A 16,208-nucleotide genomic window follows, 5' to 3' on the forward strand; every position below is an offset into this window, starting at 1 on the left:
TCTTATTGGAACCTTCCTCATTCTCCCACCTCTCGTACTCCTTCACAAAGCTTTCAATTCTTCTAAAGTCTTATTGGAACACCCCTTACATCTTTCCGCTAGTTCTTGGTAGCCTTGCTTTCAATTCTTCTAAAGTCTTATTGGAACGTGCTCTATCCAATCAAGGGCTTCCTTACGACCTCTCTTTCAATTCTTCTAAAGTCTTATTGGAACAGGGGCGAATTTTCCTCTAAACACCCTATAAAGTAATTAGAGAGCTTGAAATTTATAAGCCTTTCCACAAAGGGTCAATAAAACAGCATTTTGAAGCCTTTAATTCCAATGATCAACTAGGAGTTTGGGCTTATTTTGCAAACGAAAATCTTCAAATTTCTCCATGTCCAATCTTGTTCACGAAACTTCCATAGGGAGAACAGAAACCTAAAACAAAAATAAAACCACAAAAAAGCATTAAATCCAAAAAGGTTAAATTTTCACGAGGAGAGAATATCAAAGGATTCCTGAGAAGCCTCAGTTCAAAATTCCGAAAAAATTTGGTTACAAAATTCTCAAAATTTTGTAACCCTTCGTCTGATAGTAACTTTTAGTTACTAAAGACTTCCAGAACCCTCTTGAAGCCTTAACATCAAAATGCGAACAGAAAAAGTTGAAAAATTTAAAAATATCCGTTTACATCGTGATAGAAAGATATTCGAAGATTATTCTGTCTTATAGATTTTCTTCTCGAAAGTAACGAAGTCTGTCCATGCTGCATGTGCCAGAAAGTTTGCCCCCATAACATCTGGCTTTCCATTTTTGAATGCTCCTTCTTTGTAGGTGTAGCCTACAATTTCGCCAACGAACCACGTGTGATCTCCATAATCCCTAGCATCTACTACCTTGCATTCTATGTTCGCTAACGCCTCCTTTATGCTTGGTGTGCCGATCTTTGTAGAGTTGATAAGGGTTATGTTCATCTCTTTAAGCTTAGAGGGTCCACTTTTTGTTCCTGCAATCCAGACATCTCGAAGCATTTCCAAACTCGGAACACTGATGACAAACTCCTTGTATTTAGAGATCAGCCTGTGGGTGTATCTTTTTGGAGAAACTGCTACTCCCACTAAGGTAGGCCTGTGAGAAAGAACGGTCACCCAGTCGGCTGCCATGATGTTTGTTTCCTCCCCCTGTCCCGAAACTATCAAATAGGTTCTCATCGGGTAAATTAAGTGGTACATCCCCTCTCACCCCTATCTCTATTCCCTTTGTTCTTTAAAAGCCCTTCTTAAGCTGAGCCAGTAAAGAGCTTTGGCTGCCCTTTCTGGCGTTGAAAAGTTTTTGAATCCGTGGGCATTTAGAAGCTTCACGCCCTCTTTTACGAGCTCTCCGGCCATAAAGTTAACCACAATCGGTTTGTCACACTTGGCATCTATGATGGCTTTTGCTATCTCCTCACTTGGCATAAATATCGGCGGAACGCAGATAACTAGTAAGCTGTCAACGTTCTTATCTTTACAAACCACCTCTATCGCTTTTTTGTACCTCTCGTAGTCTGCATCTGCTATTAGGTCAACTGGATTTTTTGTTGAGCACTGGGGAGGCAAGAATTTTTTAAGCTCCTCTATGGTCTCTTCTTCAAGCTTTGCAATCTCTAACCCCAGCTTCTCGGCTTTGTCAGTAGCTAAAACCCCTGGACCTCCGGAATTTGTTATTATGCCTATCCTCTTCCCTCCACTCTCGTACATCTCAAAGATTTTTGCCGCATCAAAGAGCTCCTCCATCTCTTCAACTTCTATTGCCCCAAACTGCATAAAAACACCTTTGTAAATTTCGTAACTTCCTGCTAAGCTTCCGGTATGGCTTTGGGCTGCTTTGCTGCCGCTTTTACTTTTTCCAGCCTTGAGAATTATCACGGGCTTTTTGGAAGTGGCGTATTTTAAAGCTTCAACAAACTTCTTCCCATCCTTCACTCCTTCAATGTAGAGGGCTATCACTTTAGTGTTCTCATCGTCGGCAAAGTACCTCAAGAAGTCGCTTTCCGTTAAATCGGCTGCATTGCCATAAGAAACAAAGGCAGAGAATCCTATGCCTTCCTCATTTCCCATAGCCAAGGCTGCACCGCCGAAGGCTCCGCTTTGGGAGATTAGGGCTAAGCCTCCCTTCTTGACCCTGACCTCAAAGGAACCAAAGAACTCTGCATGAACTCCAAAAATTCCGGCACAGTTGGGCCCAATGATTCTTACTCCCTTCTCTCGAGCCTTTTCAACGAGTTCTCTCTCAAGCTCAGCGTTGCCTATCTCACTAAATCCAGCACTTATAACCACTGCTCCCTTAACCTTTTCCCCAATTTCCTCAATTAGAGAAGGGACGAGCTTTGCGGGAATCGCTATTATAGCAACGTCAACATCTTTTTCAAGCTTTTTTGATATCTTGAGTTTTCTCCCAGCTATTTCGACTTCTCCTCCTTTGGGATTCACGGGAATAATCTCGCCCTTAAAGCCCCCCTCTACTATATTCTTCAGTATTTCGTAAGCTATTGCACTCTTCTTGAAAGAGCCAAATACCGCTACCGATGAAGGATAAAAGAAAAAGTCCATTAGGTCACCTCCGTTTTGCTAACAGGGGGAGTAAGAGTATTAACAAAACAAACCCTGGGCCGCAGATACCTTTTTTCTGCTCTACAACGATAATAACGCTTTTACCATCTGTTTTCTGGTCCTTAATTCCTAATCTGGCTGGGGCTTTGACACTTACTTTATCAAACCTAAAGGGCAAGGTTATATTTGCGCTCCAGGTTTTCTTGGTGAGGCTTTCTTTGTAATCTACCTTTGGCTTCGCTTTACCCCATACAATCACTTTATTGCCTTCAATTTTGGAGTTTATCTCTTGAATGTCCATGGTTTTGTTGAACTCTTCCCTAATTTTTGTTTCGTGGTAGCTAGTAGCGTTAACTCCCTCGAAGGTTGCATTAAACTGCACAAGTCCGCTTAGGGGGTCATAATAGAGTTGGATGCTCTTCATAGTCTTTGCCAGAAATTCATCAAAAGGAATGAACTTGGTGGTATTTTCTGATGTTTTGTTCATGATAGCTTCATAGACGGAGGAATCAAAGGTTATCACGACTATTGGAAGGTAGTAGCCGTTTTCCCATGATGCAACATTCTCTACTAGCTCCTTTGGTTTTGGGGCGAGGGTTATGAGATAAGCCTCTTTTGGAAGAACAATTGTAAGTTTTCTCCAGCTGTATTCAAAAACTCTATTTTTAAACCAAAATTGCATAGGTCCATAAACTGAGCTCTGCAGTGTTTGGTTTTTCTCCACAAGGTAGTTGTATATTTTAAAAGTTACAACGGCAGTCCAGTTCTTCCCAAGTTTTACGGGGCCTTCCTCAGGCACCACTACCAATGCTTCTTGGGTTTGCTTTTCCACTTCCCTCTTAAAATTGCCGTATATTAATGAGTAAACAAAGTCGTGAAATTCTTTTTCTGCCTTCCCTGGGTTCGTCTGGGAAAGATTTTCGAAGTAGTTTAGATAGAATGGATCTTTGAGCTGAGCGTTGATCTTAACCAAAGCCGTTCCGCTGGGGTAGATGGTCATGTAGATGTCAATGTTGAAGAGGTGTTGATTTTCATAAGCGTAAACCTGAGAAAACGATGCTAACAGCATAACCGTAATTAGAATCCACGCACCTCTCTTCATTTCTATCACCTCCAAAACTTTTTCAAATAGCAATACAAAAATTTATTGGTTCATTGATAAAGAGGGATAATGATGAGGAAGTACAGAAAGGTTGTGGTTGGTGGAACCTTTGATAGGCTTCATTTAGGTCACAAAGCCTTGCTTAGAAAGGCTTTTGAAGTGGGCAAGTACGTCTACATTGGTTTAACTTCCGATGAAATGATAAAAACTAAACCCTACGCTGAGAGAATCCTTCCGTATGAAATTAGGCTGAGGGATTTGCTAAAGTTTTTTGAGATAAATGGATACAAAAACTACCGAATAATAAAAATACACACTGCAATAGGCTTTGCAGACAGAATAAAGAGTTTAGATGCAATAGTTGTTAGTGAGGAAACATATAAAGGTGCCCTCCTGGTGAACAGAGCGAGAAAAGAAAAAGGTCTAAAACCTCTTGACATTGTTACCATAAAGCTAATCAAAAGCAAGCTTGGAGATAAAATAAGCTCTTCCTTAATAAGGGCTGGTTTGATAGATCCTTTCGGGAACCCAAAGAGGTGATAAAATGAGAGTGGTCACAATTGGGGCTGGACTTGGAGGACTTTTGACAAGTGCTTTTTTAGCCAAGGCAGGTCATGAAGTAACAATTCTGGAAAAAGCTCCTTTTGTTGGGGGTAGGTTCACAAACTTAAACTACAAAGGCTTTCAATTGTCTACTGGTGCCCTTCACATGGTTCCTCACGGAGAAAATGGGCCCTTAGCCCATCTATTAAAGCTTTTGAATGCCAACGTGGAAATAGTAAACTCAAACCCAAAGGGCAAGTTCTTTCTGGAGGGAAGCCTTTACCACTACAGAGAGGGATGGAAGTATCTTTCCCTCAAAGAGAAGGCCAAAGCGATGAAGCTCCTTGCAGAGATAAAAGCCAATAGACTTCCAAGTGGCGAAGATGCAAACATGAGCTCTTGGGAGTGGCTTCAGGAGAAGATTGGGGATAATGAGTTCGTTTACCTTTTCATAAAGAGCTTTCTTGGCTGGGCGGTTAGCTTGGCTCCAGAAGAAGTTCCGGCGATAGAGTTGGCTAGGGAAATAAAGGCAACTTTGAAGTGGGGAGGTCCGGGCCTAATAAAGGGCGGATGTAAAGCTGTAACAGAAGAGCTTGCGAGAATTGTAAGAGAGAATGGAGGAAAGATAATAACCAGAAAGAAGGCTGTTGAAATCGATGAAAACAAGGTAATAACGGCAGATGGTGAAGAATACCCCTACGATGTGCTCATCTCAAATATTGGAATAAAGGAAACGGTGGAGCTTTTTGGAAGGGACAAATTTGACAGGGAGTACCTGAAAAAAGTTGATGCCCTAAAGCCTGCTGAAGGAATTAAAATCAACGTCGCTTTGAAAGGAGAGCCTAGAATAGGCAACACCGTTGTCTTTACCCTAGATACTCAAAGGATAAACGGCTACAACGAGCCTTCTGCCTTGACTCCAGAGCTTGCAAGAGAAGGCTATACCCTCATAATGACGCATCAAGCCCTAAGGAGCAAAGATGTAAAGAAAGAGCAAAAACTTGGCATTGAGGATCTTTATTATCTCTTCCCGGAGCTTGACAAAGAGGGTGAGGTTCTAATGGTTCAAACTTACCTAGACAGAAATCCCGTTAACAGAGTAGCCTCTGGAACCCATCTTGACTTCCCACTCGAAAACGTCTACATAGTTGGGGATGCAAACAAGGGAGAGGGAGGCATAGAGGTAGAGGGGATAGCCCTCGGCGTTATGAAAACCCTTGAAAACCTTGGCATTGGAAGGTTTAGCGAGTGGTACCTCTAATCAAAACAGCAAAGAGAGTTCTTAGAAATCTTTAAATTTGCAAGCTCTTTCAATTATTTTTCGAAGTTTTTTCTAAAAGAACTATTTTATGACTAAGAAACCCTTTTAATTCGCTAAGGTCTAACTTTATACACCAGTGCTGGAGGGAGTAATATGAGGAAGAGGGTTGTCATAGCTTTAGGCGGGAATGCTATTCTGCAGAGAGGACAAAAGGGGACTTATGAAGAGCAAATGGAGAATGTGAGAAAAACTGCAAAGCAAATCGTTGATATTATTCTTGATAACGATTATGAAGTCGTGATAACCCATGGCAATGGTCCTCAAGTTGGAGCTATTCTCCTCCAACAGGATGCTGGAGAGCATATGTATGGCATCCCCGCTCAGCCCATGGACGTTTGCGGTGCAATGAGTCAGGGACAGATTGGTTACATGATACAGCAGGCGGTAATTAACGAGCTTAGGAAGAGGGGCATAAACAAGCCGGTGGCAACGATAGTTACCCAAACGATTGTTGACAAGAACGACCCGGCATTTCAGAATCCCTCAAAGCCCGTGGGACCGTTTTATGACGAAGAGACTGCCAAAAAGCTTGCCAGAGAGAAGGGCTGGGTTGTCATAGAGGACTCTGGGAGGGGATGGAGGAGAGTCGTTCCTTCACCGGATCCGATTGGGCATGTTGAAGCTCCAATAATCCAAGACCTCGTTGAGAAGGGCTTCATAGTAATAGCCTCCGGTGGGGGAGGAATTCCGGTTATTGAGGAAAACGGTGAATTTAAGGGCGTTGAGGCAGTTATTGACAAAGATTTGGCTGGAGAGAAACTTGCTGAAGAGGTTAATGCCGACATCTTTATGATACTTACCGACGTCAATGGCGCTGCCATTAACTACGGCAAGCCGAACGAGCAGTGGCTTGAGAAAGTTACTGTTGATGAGCTCAAGAAGTACTACGAGGAAGGGCACTTCAAGAAGGGCAGCATGGGGCCAAAGGTTCTTGCTGCCATAAGGTTCATCGAATGGGGTGGAGAGAGAGCAGTAATTGCCGCTTTAGATAAGGCCGTTGAAGCCTTAGAAGGAAAAACTGGTACTCAAGTTGTTAAGTGACTTTTTCCTCTATTCTTTCACGATACATTTGCAATGCATGGGATCTCAATTTTATTTACCAAAAGTTTTAAAAATATTAAGTTACAATAATTCTGTAGGGATATTCAGGGGGTGAACTCATGGATCCGCTGAGTGGATTCATAGGCTCATTGATATGGTGGATACTGTTCTTCTACCTACTCATGGGGCCTCAGATTCAATATCGCCAATTGCAGATTGCTAGGGCAAAATTGCTGGAAAGATTGGCAAGAAAGAGAAACTCCACAGTAATAACAATGATCCACAGGCAAGAAAGTATAGGTTTCTTTGGGATTCCCGTGTACAAGTTCATAAGCATTGAGGATAGCGAAGAGATATTAAGAGCTATAAGGATGGCTCCAAAGGATAAACCAATTGATCTGATCATCCACACGCCGGGAGGATTGGTTTTGGCGGCAACGCAAATAGCAAAGGCTTTGAAGGATCATCCCGCAGAAACAAGGGTGATAGTGCCGCACTACGCAATGAGTGGTGGGACTTTAATAGCATTAGCTGCTGACAAGATTATAATGGATCCTCATGCGGTTTTGGGACCGGTTGATCCTCAGCTCGGCCAGTATCCAGCTCCGAGCATAATAAGGGCAGTTGAACAAAAAGGTGCAGAGAAAGTTGATGACCAAACTCTCATACTTGCTGATGTAGCAAAGAAGGCAATAAATCAAGTTCAGGAGTTTGTGTACAATCTCTTGAAGGACAAATACGGTGAAGAGAAAGCCAGAGAACTGGCTCAAATACTAACCGAGGGAAGATGGACTCACGACTACCCAATAACTGTTGAGCACGCAAAGGAACTCGGTCTTCATGTTGAAACAGACGTTCCAGAAGAGGTCTATGCCTTAATGGAGCTCTATAAACAACCTGTAAAGCAAAGAGGAACTGTAGAATTCATGCCTTATCCGGTAAAGCAACAAGGGAAGGACTAGCTAAGCAAATTTTTTGTTTATTTACATCACTTTTTGAAAATCTAAACACTAGTTCCCAGTTCTGGTGAATAATTTCGCATCTCAGCCAAAAAGTTTTTATTTGGTTTTTACATCCCTTTAGTTAGGCTTAAATCAGGGTGAGATTATGATCAACTATTCTAAAATGGAGGAAGGGGAAGAGACCATGCAAGTGAAAGTAGACCCAGAGGAAATTAAGAGGATAAAAGCCGAAATAGAGGCTTTAGAAAGAGAGAAAAAAGAGATACAGGAGAGATTGGAACAGCTCCAAAAGGAGCTGAATATTTGGATACAAAAAAGAGATGAGAAGAATAAAGAAGTAAGGCAGTTAAGGGAGAAAGCAAGAGAATATAAAATAAAAAGGGATGAAATCAACCAGCAGATTAAAGAGCTCAAAAAGAACAGAGAAGAAATAAACGCTAAGCTTGATCTTCTTTATCAGGAAGCCATGGAGTACAGGGCGAAGAGGGATGAATACAGACAGCTAAGAAGATTAAAGATGCCAAAAGAAAAGATAGAGGAAAGAATTGAAAAGCTTGAATGGGAACTGCAGACCAATCCAAACATAACCCCCGAAAGAGAAAAACAAATAGTTGATCAAATACAGGTTTTGGCTACAGAGCTTGAGATTCTCCAGCAAGCTGAGAGATTCCATAAGAAACTCCAAGAAACGAGGAAGAAGATTGAAAGTTTGAAGAAAGCAAGAAGGGCAATAGGGATGGAAATACAGAAGCTCGCAAATCAGAGTCAGCAGTTCCATGAACAGATGCTAAAAGCTTACCAGCAGGCAGATGAGATTAAAAAAGAAGCAGATGAGTATCACCAGAAGGTAGTTGAGCTCAGGGAAAAGATTAGGGAAGTTAGGATGGATCTCAGAGAGGTAGAGAAGAAGATATTCGAGTTTGATCAGAAGCACAAAGAGCTTATAGCGTATAAGATGGTTGCAAGAATGAGGGCAAAGAAAGATGCTACATTCGAAAAGGCAGTTGAAGCTCTTGAAAAGTTCAAGCGCGGTGAAAAGCTTACTTTGGATGAGCTCCTGCTGCTCCAGAGATACAATCTGGTGTGAAGCATGGAAATTATAAAACACGAGGGTCCAGGGAGGCTTGGGTTAGTCAAAATTAAGGAAAAGACCTTTAAGACGCCCGCTTTGTCTGGAGTAGATTTTACCCTTTCGCCGTTCAATTCTTACTTCTACCCCAAAGATTTTGGGGAATATGATTTCAACCTTGCCCCTTCAATCCCCCTCAGCTTTTATACCCCAAGGGAGATAGTAGAAAAAGCTTTGAGCAGGCTGTATGACGTTGATTACTCAAAATTCAACGCCCTTTATGTCCCGGTCGTGAGGAACCTCGAATACATTGATGAGTTTCTAGAAAATGTCCTTTCTCAGCACTCATTTGATGCCCTCTATATAGGAAACGCGAAAATCTTTGTAAAGGACTACCGGAGGTTTGTTCAAGCCATTAGGCTTATCCGGGAGAAAGATCCAAATTTACTCCTCATTACTGACCTTGAGCCTTTCTTCTATCCCCTGGCTGTTTATCTCGGTATTGACGCCTTCGATACCCGTTCCTTGAAGCTCTACGATTTCCACAAGAGGGGCTTTACCCAATTTTCTCCGATACTGTGGGATGAGAAAGAGAATTCTCTTGAATTTGCTAAGGAGGTTATAAAACTTGTTAAAAAGGCTCTTGAGGAAGGGAAGCTCCGCTATCTGGTTGAGAACTTTTTCTACACTCAAGCTCACGCCGGAATATTGAGGATAGCTGATAAAGAAAATTGGGACTATCTTGAAAAATACACCCCAATACAAAGGGATACCGTTTACTTCATAAGCGATGCCTCCCAGAACAGGCCGGAAGTAGTGAGGTGGAGGCAAAGGGTAGTTGAGAGATTTAAGCCCCCTGAAAACGCTGAAGTGCTCTTTCTCTTCCCATGCTCAGCTAAAAAGCCCTATTCTCACTCGCGCTCTCACACCCTTTACAGAAAAGCCCTCAAGGAAGCCCTTGGAAGTGGGATATACAGGATACACGAGCTCATTTTAACTTCTCCTTTTGGAGTGGTGCCGAGAGAGTGGGAGTGGTTAGCCAAATACGACATTGTAGTCACCGGCCATTGGAGTGAAGAAGAGATAAGCTCTGCGGCTGAGCTCTTAGCTAAGGTTCTAGAGAAATACCCCAAGAGGATTCCGATAATAGCTCATTTGGATGAAGCTTATGTAGATGTTGCTAAAAGAGCCAGCGAGATTAGTGGGAGAGAGATAATCTTTACTCCAGTTAAAAACGGCACAACGAGTAAGGAAAGCTTGGAGGGCTTAAAGAAGACGATAAAAGAACTAGGCTTGGATTTAACTGCTGGAAAAGAAGATAGAACTTACCGCTTCTACGAGAACATTAGGAAAGTGTTTGACTTCTACTTTGGCTTGGGTGCTGGAGAGGCGGTTCTCCCCGAGGATGCGAGAATCATAGGTTCCAAGATGCTCCGCATTCTCATAGGCAATGAGCAAACCGGAACTTACCAAGACGGCGTGATAAGTGTGACGCCATTCGGCATGCAGCGCATCTACAATGCAACGAAGAGCTATTACGTGAAGATTGACTTCGATCTCAGGGGAGACGTTTTTGCCGTGGGGGTTAATGAAGCAGATTACAAAATACGCCCGGATGACATTGTTGGCGTTGTAAGGGATGAAAAAGTAGTTGGCGTTGGAAAGGCTATTCTGAGTGGAGAGGAAATGGTGAAGGCAAAGAGGGGCATTGCGGTGAAGGTTAGGAAGAAGGCATAACTCTCGATGGTTCTATGCCCAAGTATTTCAAGCGAGGAGTAAAGAGGGAGCACCATTTCCTCAAGGGAATTGAGAAGCCGCTTGAGGAGATAGCCAGTATTCCAGAGGTTAAGAAAGTAATTCCGGGGAGAATATATGCCAGCGACTCAAGAGGCTTTGAGATAAAGGTGACAAGAGAAACTCACGCAGGATTAAAGCTCGTCGCAAAGAGCGACGGTTCTGTGCAGGAGGTTTTTCTCGTTGTAGATAAAAAGCAGAGGGAATTCGTCTGGAAGAAGATAGAAGAGCTCGCAGAGAAGTGGAGAAAGGGTTGAAGGTTTAAGGGGTTTTTGCTGTTCAGCTATTCAGAGCTCCCTTTTCCCCTCGAAGAATTCAATAAGCTCCTCGTCGCTTATGTCTTCTTCATATCCGAGCTCCTTTTTCTGAAGCTCTATTAAGCCTGGGGTAAGCAAAAGCTTTCCTTCCAGCTTTGGCACCGCGTAGTGGAGGGTTATCTCGCTGAAGTCATCAAGCTTTATAGTTGGATGCTCTTCATATTCTATTTCCTCCAGTCTTTTTCCTTCCGCTATGAGTTTTGCAACTATCGCCGAACCGTCTATCGAGAACTGGACTTTTCCAATGTTTCTTGCCTTAGCCCCTTCGATCTTTGAGGTTATGAACTTCTTCGTCTTTCCTGTGAACTCAAAGTCCCCGAGGATTCCTCCCACAACTATGATCGTGTCTTCCTCTATGTCCTCTGGTTTGAGCTCCTCTTCAGCAAAGGGATCAAGGATTATTATTTTTGAGCGATCAAACGGAAACTCGGTGACGCTTTGTGAAATAACTCCGCCGAGTTTGGCGAGCTCTTCTCTCTCCTCCGGCAAAACGTTTGTGAAGATGAGCTTATCCCCCCACCACTCGCTTGCGTGTTTATACTCAAGCAGAACCCACTCTCCAAGCTTTTCAAGATGTTCTATTATTAAATACACCATTTTTCTCACCCAGAAACTTGATGGTGGGGCCGCCGGGATTTGAACCCGGGTCTCCGGCTCCCGAAGCCGGAAGGATAGACCAAGCTACCCCACGGCCCCTCAGCGCTAACTTTCAAGCATCTGGTTATAAATCTTTCCCAACTCTCCCAGCAAAAGATATAAATTCTAAACGGCATAGTGGTGAAGGATGCCAATGATATCAATAATAGTCCCTACATACAATGAGCGGGAAAACTTGGAGGAGCTGTTTGAACGGATAGCGAAAGCTTTAGAAGGAAAGGAGTTTGAAATAATAATTGTGGATGACGATTCTCCGGACAGAACTTGGGAAAAGGCGAAAGAGCTTGCAAAAAAATATCCCGTAAAGGTTATAAGGAGAACAGACGAGAGAGGGCTTTCTTCTGCTGTTATTCGGGGTTTCGAAGAGGCGAGGGGAGAGATCTTTGTGGTTATGGATGCTGACCTGCAACACCCCCCAGAAGTTATCCCTGAGTTGATTAAAGCTATTGAGAGTGGGGCCGATATAGCTATAGCGAGCAGATATGTGAGAGGAGGAAAAGTTGAAAATTGGTACTGGTGGAGAAAACTCATCTCAAAAGGAGCAATAATGATAGGCAGAGTTGCTCTGCCAAAGATAAGGGGGATTAGAGATCCTGTGAGCGGGTTTTTTGCCCTTAAGAGAGAAGTTGTTGAGGGAGTTGAACTCAATCCAGTGGGCTTCAAAATCCTTCTTGAGATACTTATAAAGGGCAGATATTCAAAAGTCGTGGAGATTCCCTTTACATTCGGGTTAAGAAGTTCGGGAGAAAGTAAGTTAAGCAACAAGCAAATACTGAACTATCTACGCCATCTTTACAGGCTCATGAAATGGGAGGGGGAGATAGACAGGCTTGTTAAATTCTCCATAGTTGGTTTAAGCGGCATTGTTGTAAATGAAGGCTCTCTTCTTGGCTTTGTGGAATTTTTAGGGTGGGACAAGAGGATAGCGGTAATCCCAGCGACTGAGCTTTCCATACTGAACAATTTTATATGGAATGACCTCTGGACGTTTAGGGATCTAAAGAGAAAGCCGATTCACATACGCTTACTAAACTTTCATCTTGCCGCACTTACAGGAGCTTTAGTTCAGTGGAGCTTCTATCTAATTCTTTTGTATCTGGGTGTTCATTACCTAATAGCCAATCTCTTTGGCATAGGAGCCTCTTTCATTGTTAGGTTTCTCTTCAATCGGAACATCACATGGGCATGACCTCCTTCCTGCCTTTAGCGAGAGGTTAAGCCGAATCCTCACCAAAGGCGGGAAGGTTTACGGGCAACTCATTCCCTACTCCCGTTGCCGGTTTCGGTTCGGCCCGAGGGCACGGTCTTGTGCCCGTTACCCCTACCGCAAAGCGGATTGGGGTTATCGTTTTGACAACCTTCTTCAGTTTTTGACTGCCCGAGAGGACAATTTTTTGAAGGACGCCTTACGGCGTCCACTCCCCTTCAAGCTGAAGGGGGCACTTAAACTCCTCGTCTCATCGGGTTCTAAGTTTGGCCTTTTCAAGCTCTTATTACTCTGCAAAGTTTAAAAGAGTTTCGGTTCTTTAAAGGTTGCCCTTCAATTACTGCATCCCCCCTAAAGGGCAGGTTTTCAGAGAGAAAAATGTAAAGTTTAAATATTCCACCATTGTAAAATCATAGGGGGAATTGTATGGAAAACGCTTCAAGCGGATTCTACAGACGAATTTCTACAGGAGTGAAAGGGCTCGACGACCTTATTGGAGGTGGGTTAATCCCTGGAAGAGTCTACGTTGTTACAGGCCCGCCGGGAAGTGGTAAAACAACTTTGGGGATCCAGTTTCTTGTGGAAGGTGCAAAAAACGGGGAAAAGGGAGTGTACATATCTCTCGTTGATGATTCAAAGACAATAATCCAAGACATGCTCCACTACAAATTTAATCTGCTTTCTTTTCTCAGAAGCAAGAAGATAGTGATATACGACCTGAGTTCTACCATCACAAAGGGCAATACAAAGCCCAGTTGGGGAGAAATCCTCGAGGAAATAAAGAGGATCATTCTCCATGAAAATGCAAAAAGAGTTGTCATAGATTCTTTTACCCCATTGGAGCTTATGGTACGAGATCCAGAAAACAAAAGAAGGGAGATAGTTAGGTTGATAAAACTCCTTTCTGCTATGGAAATAACCGCACTTATAATAACCGAAATGATGGAGTCCGATAAGTACACGGATGATTATTACGTTGCAAGCGGAGTTATAGTGATGCACCACTTTATGAGGCAGTTCCAGATGATCAGGGCGATTCAGATACTGAAGATGAGGGGAACCGCACATGACAACAACTTGAAAAAGATAAAGTTCACCGAAAATGGGATAGAGGTGTATAATGAAGCCCCATGGTGATTGCAGTGAAGAAGGAGGACTTAATAAAAGAGGCATACCGCTTTGGGTATTTTGTTGGCTATAAGGGGCACACGGAATGGGTGTCGTGGATAGCTGGAAAGAAAAGAGAAATCTACAGACAGGCTGAGGAGTTGGGGATATATAAAGAAGTCAAAATTGCTTATGAGAAAGGTCTTCAAGATGGAAAAGAGAGGCGGATGAAGGAAGTAGCCCAGGGGCTTGAAAAACTTGAAGATGAAATCCTGCCAGAAAAGCCAAAGGTTGAAAATGTTGAGGAGAAGGAAGAAATTGAAATTGAATTTTCCCGATTTTCAAAAACCCCCAAGATTGTGGAGCCCCCAGAAATACTCGAACTCATAAAGGCACTCGAGGAGCCTAAGATGCTAACTCTTCCTAAGATGCTAGGTAAAGAGGAGTAAACTTTATCGGCAATTTTGTTCTATTCTTACTGGTGTTATCGATGAAAGAGCTCTTGAAAGAAGCCGAAGTTTTTAACCCGGAGAATGTTTTGGGATATATCTCCGAGATAAGCAAGTTTCATAGAATCCAAGGGTCCAAGGAGCTGGTTGAAGCTGCCAGATACATAACCGAGGAATTAAGAATAAATGGCATAAAAGCAGAACTGCTTGAGGATTCTTATGACGGGGAGAAATGGCACTTAACCCTTTCCTCTCCAATAGCATGGGATCTAATTTACGGGGAAGTTGAGATCGCTGGAAGGAGAATAACGACCTCTAAAACTCCCCTTCTTGTGATGGCGCACTCGCCACCGGGAGAAGCCGAGGGGGAAGCCATAGCAATAGAGAGGGAGGAAGACTGGGAGAATGCAAAGGGCAAGATAGTTATTGTGAGTGAGAAATGGCATGAAAACTACAGAAAAGCGAATGAAAAAGGAGCCCTTGCGTTTATAGCTTACAGAAAGGGAATGGGCAAGGCCTTCCCTTACATCGGACTATTTTTGACCAAGAGGGACTTAAAATGGGCAAAAATTCCCGCAGTTGCTTTAAGCGAAGAGATTGCAAACACTATTATTCAGAAATTGAAGAAGGGTGAAAAGGTAACGGCAAAAATCAAGGTTGACACTTTAATCTCTGAGAGTCAAGTTCTTCCAATTGTTTACGCAAAGGTGGGAAAGCCACCGTATGTTCTGTTCACAGCTCACATATGCCATCCAAAGCCAGGCGCAAACGACAATGCAAGCGGAGCAGCAACGCTGATTGAGCTGGCTAAAGCACTTAATACTCTTTACGATGATTCATTTCGGTTTGGCTTTGCTTTTCTCTGGATTCCAGAGCATTATGGAACGCAGGCTTTTATAGAGAAATATGCAAAGCTCGATGATTACTACGTGGCAATAAACCTTGACATGGTTGGGGGAAGTGAAGACAGAGCTAACTCAACGATAATGATAATTAGAACGCCATTATCAAGATTTTCAATTGTTTCCGGAATTCTCGAGTATTTCATTGGCCTCGCGAATTCCGAAGGAGAGAGCTTTGGGGGAAGTTCTCTGCCAAAAATGAAGGCTAAAAGCTATCCTTATGAGCTTGGAAGCGATCATGATGTATTCAACTTCTTTGGAATTCCAAGCGTAATGCCCATAACCTGGCCTGACAGGTTTTATCACTCAAGCGAGGACAGTGTTGAGAAGATAAGCAAAGAAAGCCTTGAAATAATAGGGAGAGCAGTATTGGCAACTGCATTAGCCCTTGCAAAAGGAAAGAAAGAGGAGCTTGAGAGATTCGCCAGAGGTTTTACAATGAAGTACCTTGGAGAGCTCAGCATTGAAAGGGATCTCGAAGTGGCAGAAAAGTTGGTTATGCTTGGGCTGTCGAGGGATTCTAAGTTCCTAGGGCTAAACATGGGACACGAGTTTACTTTTGAACCTTGGCTAAAGTGGAAGAAAAAGGGCATTATTTATCCAAGATCTATAAAGCAGATTGACGAGAAGAAGGGGGAGGAGCTTGGAAAAATATTGGAAGATAGGAAAATGGGTGTCTTGCTCCATGAGCTATTAATGCTGGGGGAGATAATGCCAAAAGAAGAGGCATTCAAAGCTCTGGAAGAGGAGTACGGGAAGTTTGAGAAAGAAAAGCTTGAGAAAGCGGTTGAGATATTAAGATCTTTAGATATCATCGTTTTTTAGTTCTTTCTCAATTTCATTTATCTTTTTGACAACATTTTCCTTAAGTTTTGCCAGAAGCTCAGAAGGTGAGACTGCGGAATAAACATAGCCAAGCCAGCCTCTTTGAATGAGCTCTCTCTTGAGAACTCCCCTTTTGTACAAGTTGAGGACGTGTTCCCTAACACTTCTCTCGCTTATTCCAAGCTCCTCTTTTATTTCAGTTATCCTCATAGGGGCTTTCTTTTCCAAGAGCAGGCGGTATATTCTAAGTTCGTTTTTCTTGAATCCCAATGTTCTCAAGAGTCCCTCAAGCTTATCGTACACGTCCCCCATCTTTCTCTCACACCTATGAATATTTAG

The 16,208-nt window shown here is 42.9% G+C and carries 16 protein-coding genes, 1 tRNA gene and 1 CRISPR repeat array (1 of these 18 cut by a window edge); of the genes, 11 read left to right on the plus strand and 6 right to left on the minus strand.

Annotation, left to right across the window (positions count from 1 at the left end):
• Window positions 1-213: direct repeats of the CRISPR family, unit length 30 nt; unit sequence CTTTCAATTCTTCTAAAGTCTTATTGGAAC (it extends 631 nt beyond the left edge of the window).
• A 485-nt stretch (window positions 214-698) separates the two neighbouring features.
• The 3 genes from NF859_RS01285 to NF859_RS01295 are packed head-to-tail and all read right to left on the minus strand — an operon-like array spanning window position 699 to window position 3,675.
• Window positions 699-1,214, minus strand: a complete 516-nt coding sequence (locus NF859_RS01285) for a flavin reductase family protein (RefSeq protein WP_087036906.1) — start codon at window positions 1,212-1,214, stop codon at window positions 699-701.
• Window positions 1,215-1,232: 18 nt separating this feature from the next.
• Window positions 1,233-2,573 carry an acetate--CoA ligase family protein gene (locus tag NF859_RS01290; RefSeq protein ID WP_252742651.1) on the minus strand — a complete coding sequence of 447 codons (1,341 nt, stop codon included), beginning with the start codon at window positions 2,571-2,573 and terminating at the stop codon, window positions 1,233-1,235.
• Window positions 2,574-2,577: 4 nt separating this feature from the next.
• Window positions 2,578-3,675, minus strand: a complete 1,098-nt coding sequence (locus NF859_RS01295; protein ID WP_252742652.1) for a CGP-CTERM sorting domain-containing protein — start codon at window positions 3,673-3,675, stop codon at window positions 2,578-2,580.
• Window positions 3,676-3,744: 69 nt separating this feature from the next.
• Between NF859_RS01295 and coaD the strand changes: the two genes are divergently transcribed.
• From coaD to NF859_RS01330, 7 genes are all read left to right on the plus strand, one after another.
• Window positions 3,745-4,215 carry a phosphopantetheine adenylyltransferase gene (gene coaD, locus NF859_RS01300; RefSeq protein WP_252742653.1) on the plus strand — a complete coding sequence of 157 codons (471 nt, stop codon included), beginning with the start codon at window positions 3,745-3,747 and terminating at the stop codon, window positions 4,213-4,215.
• A gap of 4 nt (window positions 4,216-4,219) precedes the next feature.
• The gene (locus NF859_RS01305) at window positions 4,220-5,479 is read left to right on the plus strand and encodes a phytoene desaturase family protein (protein WP_252742654.1); all 1,260 of its coding nucleotides are present in this window, start codon (window positions 4,220-4,222) and stop codon (window positions 5,477-5,479) included.
• Between the two features lie 153 nt (window positions 5,480-5,632).
• Window positions 5,633-6,580 carry a carbamate kinase gene (gene arcC / locus NF859_RS01310; RefSeq protein WP_252742655.1) on the plus strand — a complete coding sequence of 316 codons (948 nt, stop codon included), beginning with the start codon at window positions 5,633-5,635 and terminating at the stop codon, window positions 6,578-6,580.
• 119 nt (window positions 6,581-6,699) lie between these two features.
• Window positions 6,700-7,542, plus strand: coding sequence for an SDH family Clp fold serine proteinase (locus NF859_RS01315; protein ID WP_004067904.1), 843 nt, complete (start codon window positions 6,700-6,702; stop codon window positions 7,540-7,542).
• Window positions 7,543-7,726: 184 nt separating this feature from the next.
• On the plus strand, window positions 7,727-8,629 hold the full coding sequence (locus NF859_RS01320; RefSeq protein WP_252742710.1) for a coiled-coil protein: 903 nt from the start codon (window positions 7,727-7,729) through the stop codon (window positions 8,627-8,629).
• Window positions 8,630-8,632: 3 nt separating this feature from the next.
• Window positions 8,633-10,348, plus strand: coding sequence for an archaeosine synthase subunit alpha (gene arcS / locus NF859_RS01325; RefSeq protein WP_252742656.1), 1,716 nt, complete (start codon window positions 8,633-8,635; stop codon window positions 10,346-10,348).
• Between the two features lie 14 nt (window positions 10,349-10,362).
• Entirely contained in the window at window positions 10,363-10,662 is a 300-nt protein-coding gene (locus NF859_RS01330; protein WP_252742657.1) for a DUF2103 domain-containing protein, read from the plus strand.
• 30 nt (window positions 10,663-10,692) lie between these two features.
• Here the strand turns inward: NF859_RS01330 and NF859_RS01335 are convergent, their stop codons facing one another.
• Together NF859_RS01335 and NF859_RS01340 are read right to left on the minus strand one after the other, a co-directional pair.
• Window positions 10,693-11,319: a hypothetical protein gene (locus tag NF859_RS01335; RefSeq protein ID WP_252742658.1), complete on the minus strand. Its 627-nt coding sequence runs from the start codon at window positions 11,317-11,319 to the stop codon at window positions 10,693-10,695.
• 21 nt (window positions 11,320-11,340) lie between these two features.
• Window positions 11,341-11,418: transfer RNA gene (locus NF859_RS01340), tRNA-Pro, on the minus strand.
• A gap of 94 nt (window positions 11,419-11,512) precedes the next feature.
• On the opposite strand from NF859_RS01340, the gene NF859_RS01345 reads away from it, so the two are divergent.
• From NF859_RS01345 to NF859_RS01360, 4 genes are all read left to right on the plus strand, one after another.
• The gene (locus tag NF859_RS01345; protein WP_252742711.1) at window positions 11,513-12,568 is read left to right on the plus strand and encodes a glycosyltransferase; all 1,056 of its coding nucleotides are present in this window, start codon (window positions 11,513-11,515) and stop codon (window positions 12,566-12,568) included.
• A 444-nt stretch (window positions 12,569-13,012) separates the two neighbouring features.
• Window positions 13,013-13,723, plus strand: coding sequence for an RAD55 family ATPase (locus tag NF859_RS01350; protein WP_252742659.1), 711 nt, complete (start codon window positions 13,013-13,015; stop codon window positions 13,721-13,723).
• Complete coding sequence (locus NF859_RS01355; RefSeq protein WP_252742660.1) at window positions 13,717-14,142, plus strand: hypothetical protein; 426 nt, start codon at window positions 13,717-13,719, stop codon at window positions 14,140-14,142. The genes NF859_RS01350 and NF859_RS01355 overlap by 7 nt, the downstream gene beginning before the upstream one ends.
• Before the next feature lie 41 nt (window positions 14,143-14,183).
• The gene (locus NF859_RS01360; protein WP_252742661.1) at window positions 14,184-15,869 is read left to right on the plus strand and encodes a DUF4910 domain-containing protein; all 1,686 of its coding nucleotides are present in this window, start codon (window positions 14,184-14,186) and stop codon (window positions 15,867-15,869) included.
• Here the strand turns inward: NF859_RS01360 and NF859_RS01365 are convergent.
• Window positions 15,849-16,181 (minus strand): transcriptional regulator, encoded by a 333-nt coding sequence (locus tag NF859_RS01365; RefSeq protein WP_252742712.1) that lies wholly within the window; start codon window positions 16,179-16,181, stop codon window positions 15,849-15,851. The two genes, NF859_RS01360 and NF859_RS01365, sit on opposite strands and share 21 nt — an antisense overlap.
• Between the last annotated feature and the right edge of the window lie 27 nt (window positions 16,182-16,208).

It is taken from the genome of Thermococcus alcaliphilus (assembly GCF_024054535.1).
Lineage (GTDB): Archaea > Methanobacteriota_B > Thermococci > Thermococcales > Thermococcaceae > Thermococcus_A > Thermococcus_A alcaliphilus.

What these genes read in the sequence shown, in the direction of transcription:
- NF859_RS01345 (WP_252742711.1), top strand. Translation starts at nt 11,513, where the DNA reads ATGATATCAATAATAGTCCCTACATACAATGAGCGGGAAAACTTGGAG.
- NF859_RS01290 (WP_252742651.1), bottom strand. Translation starts at nt 2,573, where the DNA reads ATGGACTTTTTCTTTTATCCTTCATCGGTAGCGGTATTTGGCTCTTTC.
- NF859_RS01305 (WP_252742654.1), top strand. Translation starts at nt 4,220, where the DNA reads ATGAGAGTGGTCACAATTGGGGCTGGACTTGGAGGACTTTTGACAAGT.
- NF859_RS01330 (WP_252742657.1), top strand. Translation starts at nt 10,363, where the DNA reads ATGCCCAAGTATTTCAAGCGAGGAGTAAAGAGGGAGCACCATTTCCTC.
- NF859_RS01315 (WP_004067904.1), top strand. Translation starts at nt 6,700, where the DNA reads ATGGATCCGCTGAGTGGATTCATAGGCTCATTGATATGGTGGATACTG.
- NF859_RS01285 (WP_087036906.1), bottom strand. Translation starts at nt 1,214, where the DNA reads ATGTACCACTTAATTTACCCGATGAGAACCTATTTGATAGTTTCGGGA.
- NF859_RS01335 (WP_252742658.1), bottom strand. Translation starts at nt 11,319, where the DNA reads ATGGTGTATTTAATAATAGAACATCTTGAAAAGCTTGGAGAGTGGGTT.
- NF859_RS01365 (WP_252742712.1), bottom strand. Translation starts at nt 16,181, where the DNA reads ATGGGGGACGTGTACGATAAGCTTGAGGGACTCTTGAGAACATTGGGA.
- arcC (WP_252742655.1), top strand. Translation starts at nt 5,633, where the DNA reads ATGAGGAAGAGGGTTGTCATAGCTTTAGGCGGGAATGCTATTCTGCAG.
- NF859_RS01360 (WP_252742661.1), top strand. Translation starts at nt 14,184, where the DNA reads ATGAAAGAGCTCTTGAAAGAAGCCGAAGTTTTTAACCCGGAGAATGTT.
- NF859_RS01320 (WP_252742710.1), top strand. Translation starts at nt 7,727, where the DNA reads ATGCAAGTGAAAGTAGACCCAGAGGAAATTAAGAGGATAAAAGCCGAA.
- arcS (WP_252742656.1), top strand. Translation starts at nt 8,633, where the DNA reads ATGGAAATTATAAAACACGAGGGTCCAGGGAGGCTTGGGTTAGTCAAA.
- NF859_RS01350 (WP_252742659.1), top strand. Translation starts at nt 13,013, where the DNA reads ATGGAAAACGCTTCAAGCGGATTCTACAGACGAATTTCTACAGGAGTG.
- coaD (WP_252742653.1), top strand. Translation starts at nt 3,745, where the DNA reads ATGATGAGGAAGTACAGAAAGGTTGTGGTTGGTGGAACCTTTGATAGG.
- NF859_RS01295 (WP_252742652.1), bottom strand. Translation starts at nt 3,675, where the DNA reads ATGAAGAGAGGTGCGTGGATTCTAATTACGGTTATGCTGTTAGCATCG.
- NF859_RS01355 (WP_252742660.1), top strand. Translation starts at nt 13,717, where the DNA reads ATGGTGATTGCAGTGAAGAAGGAGGACTTAATAAAAGAGGCATACCGC.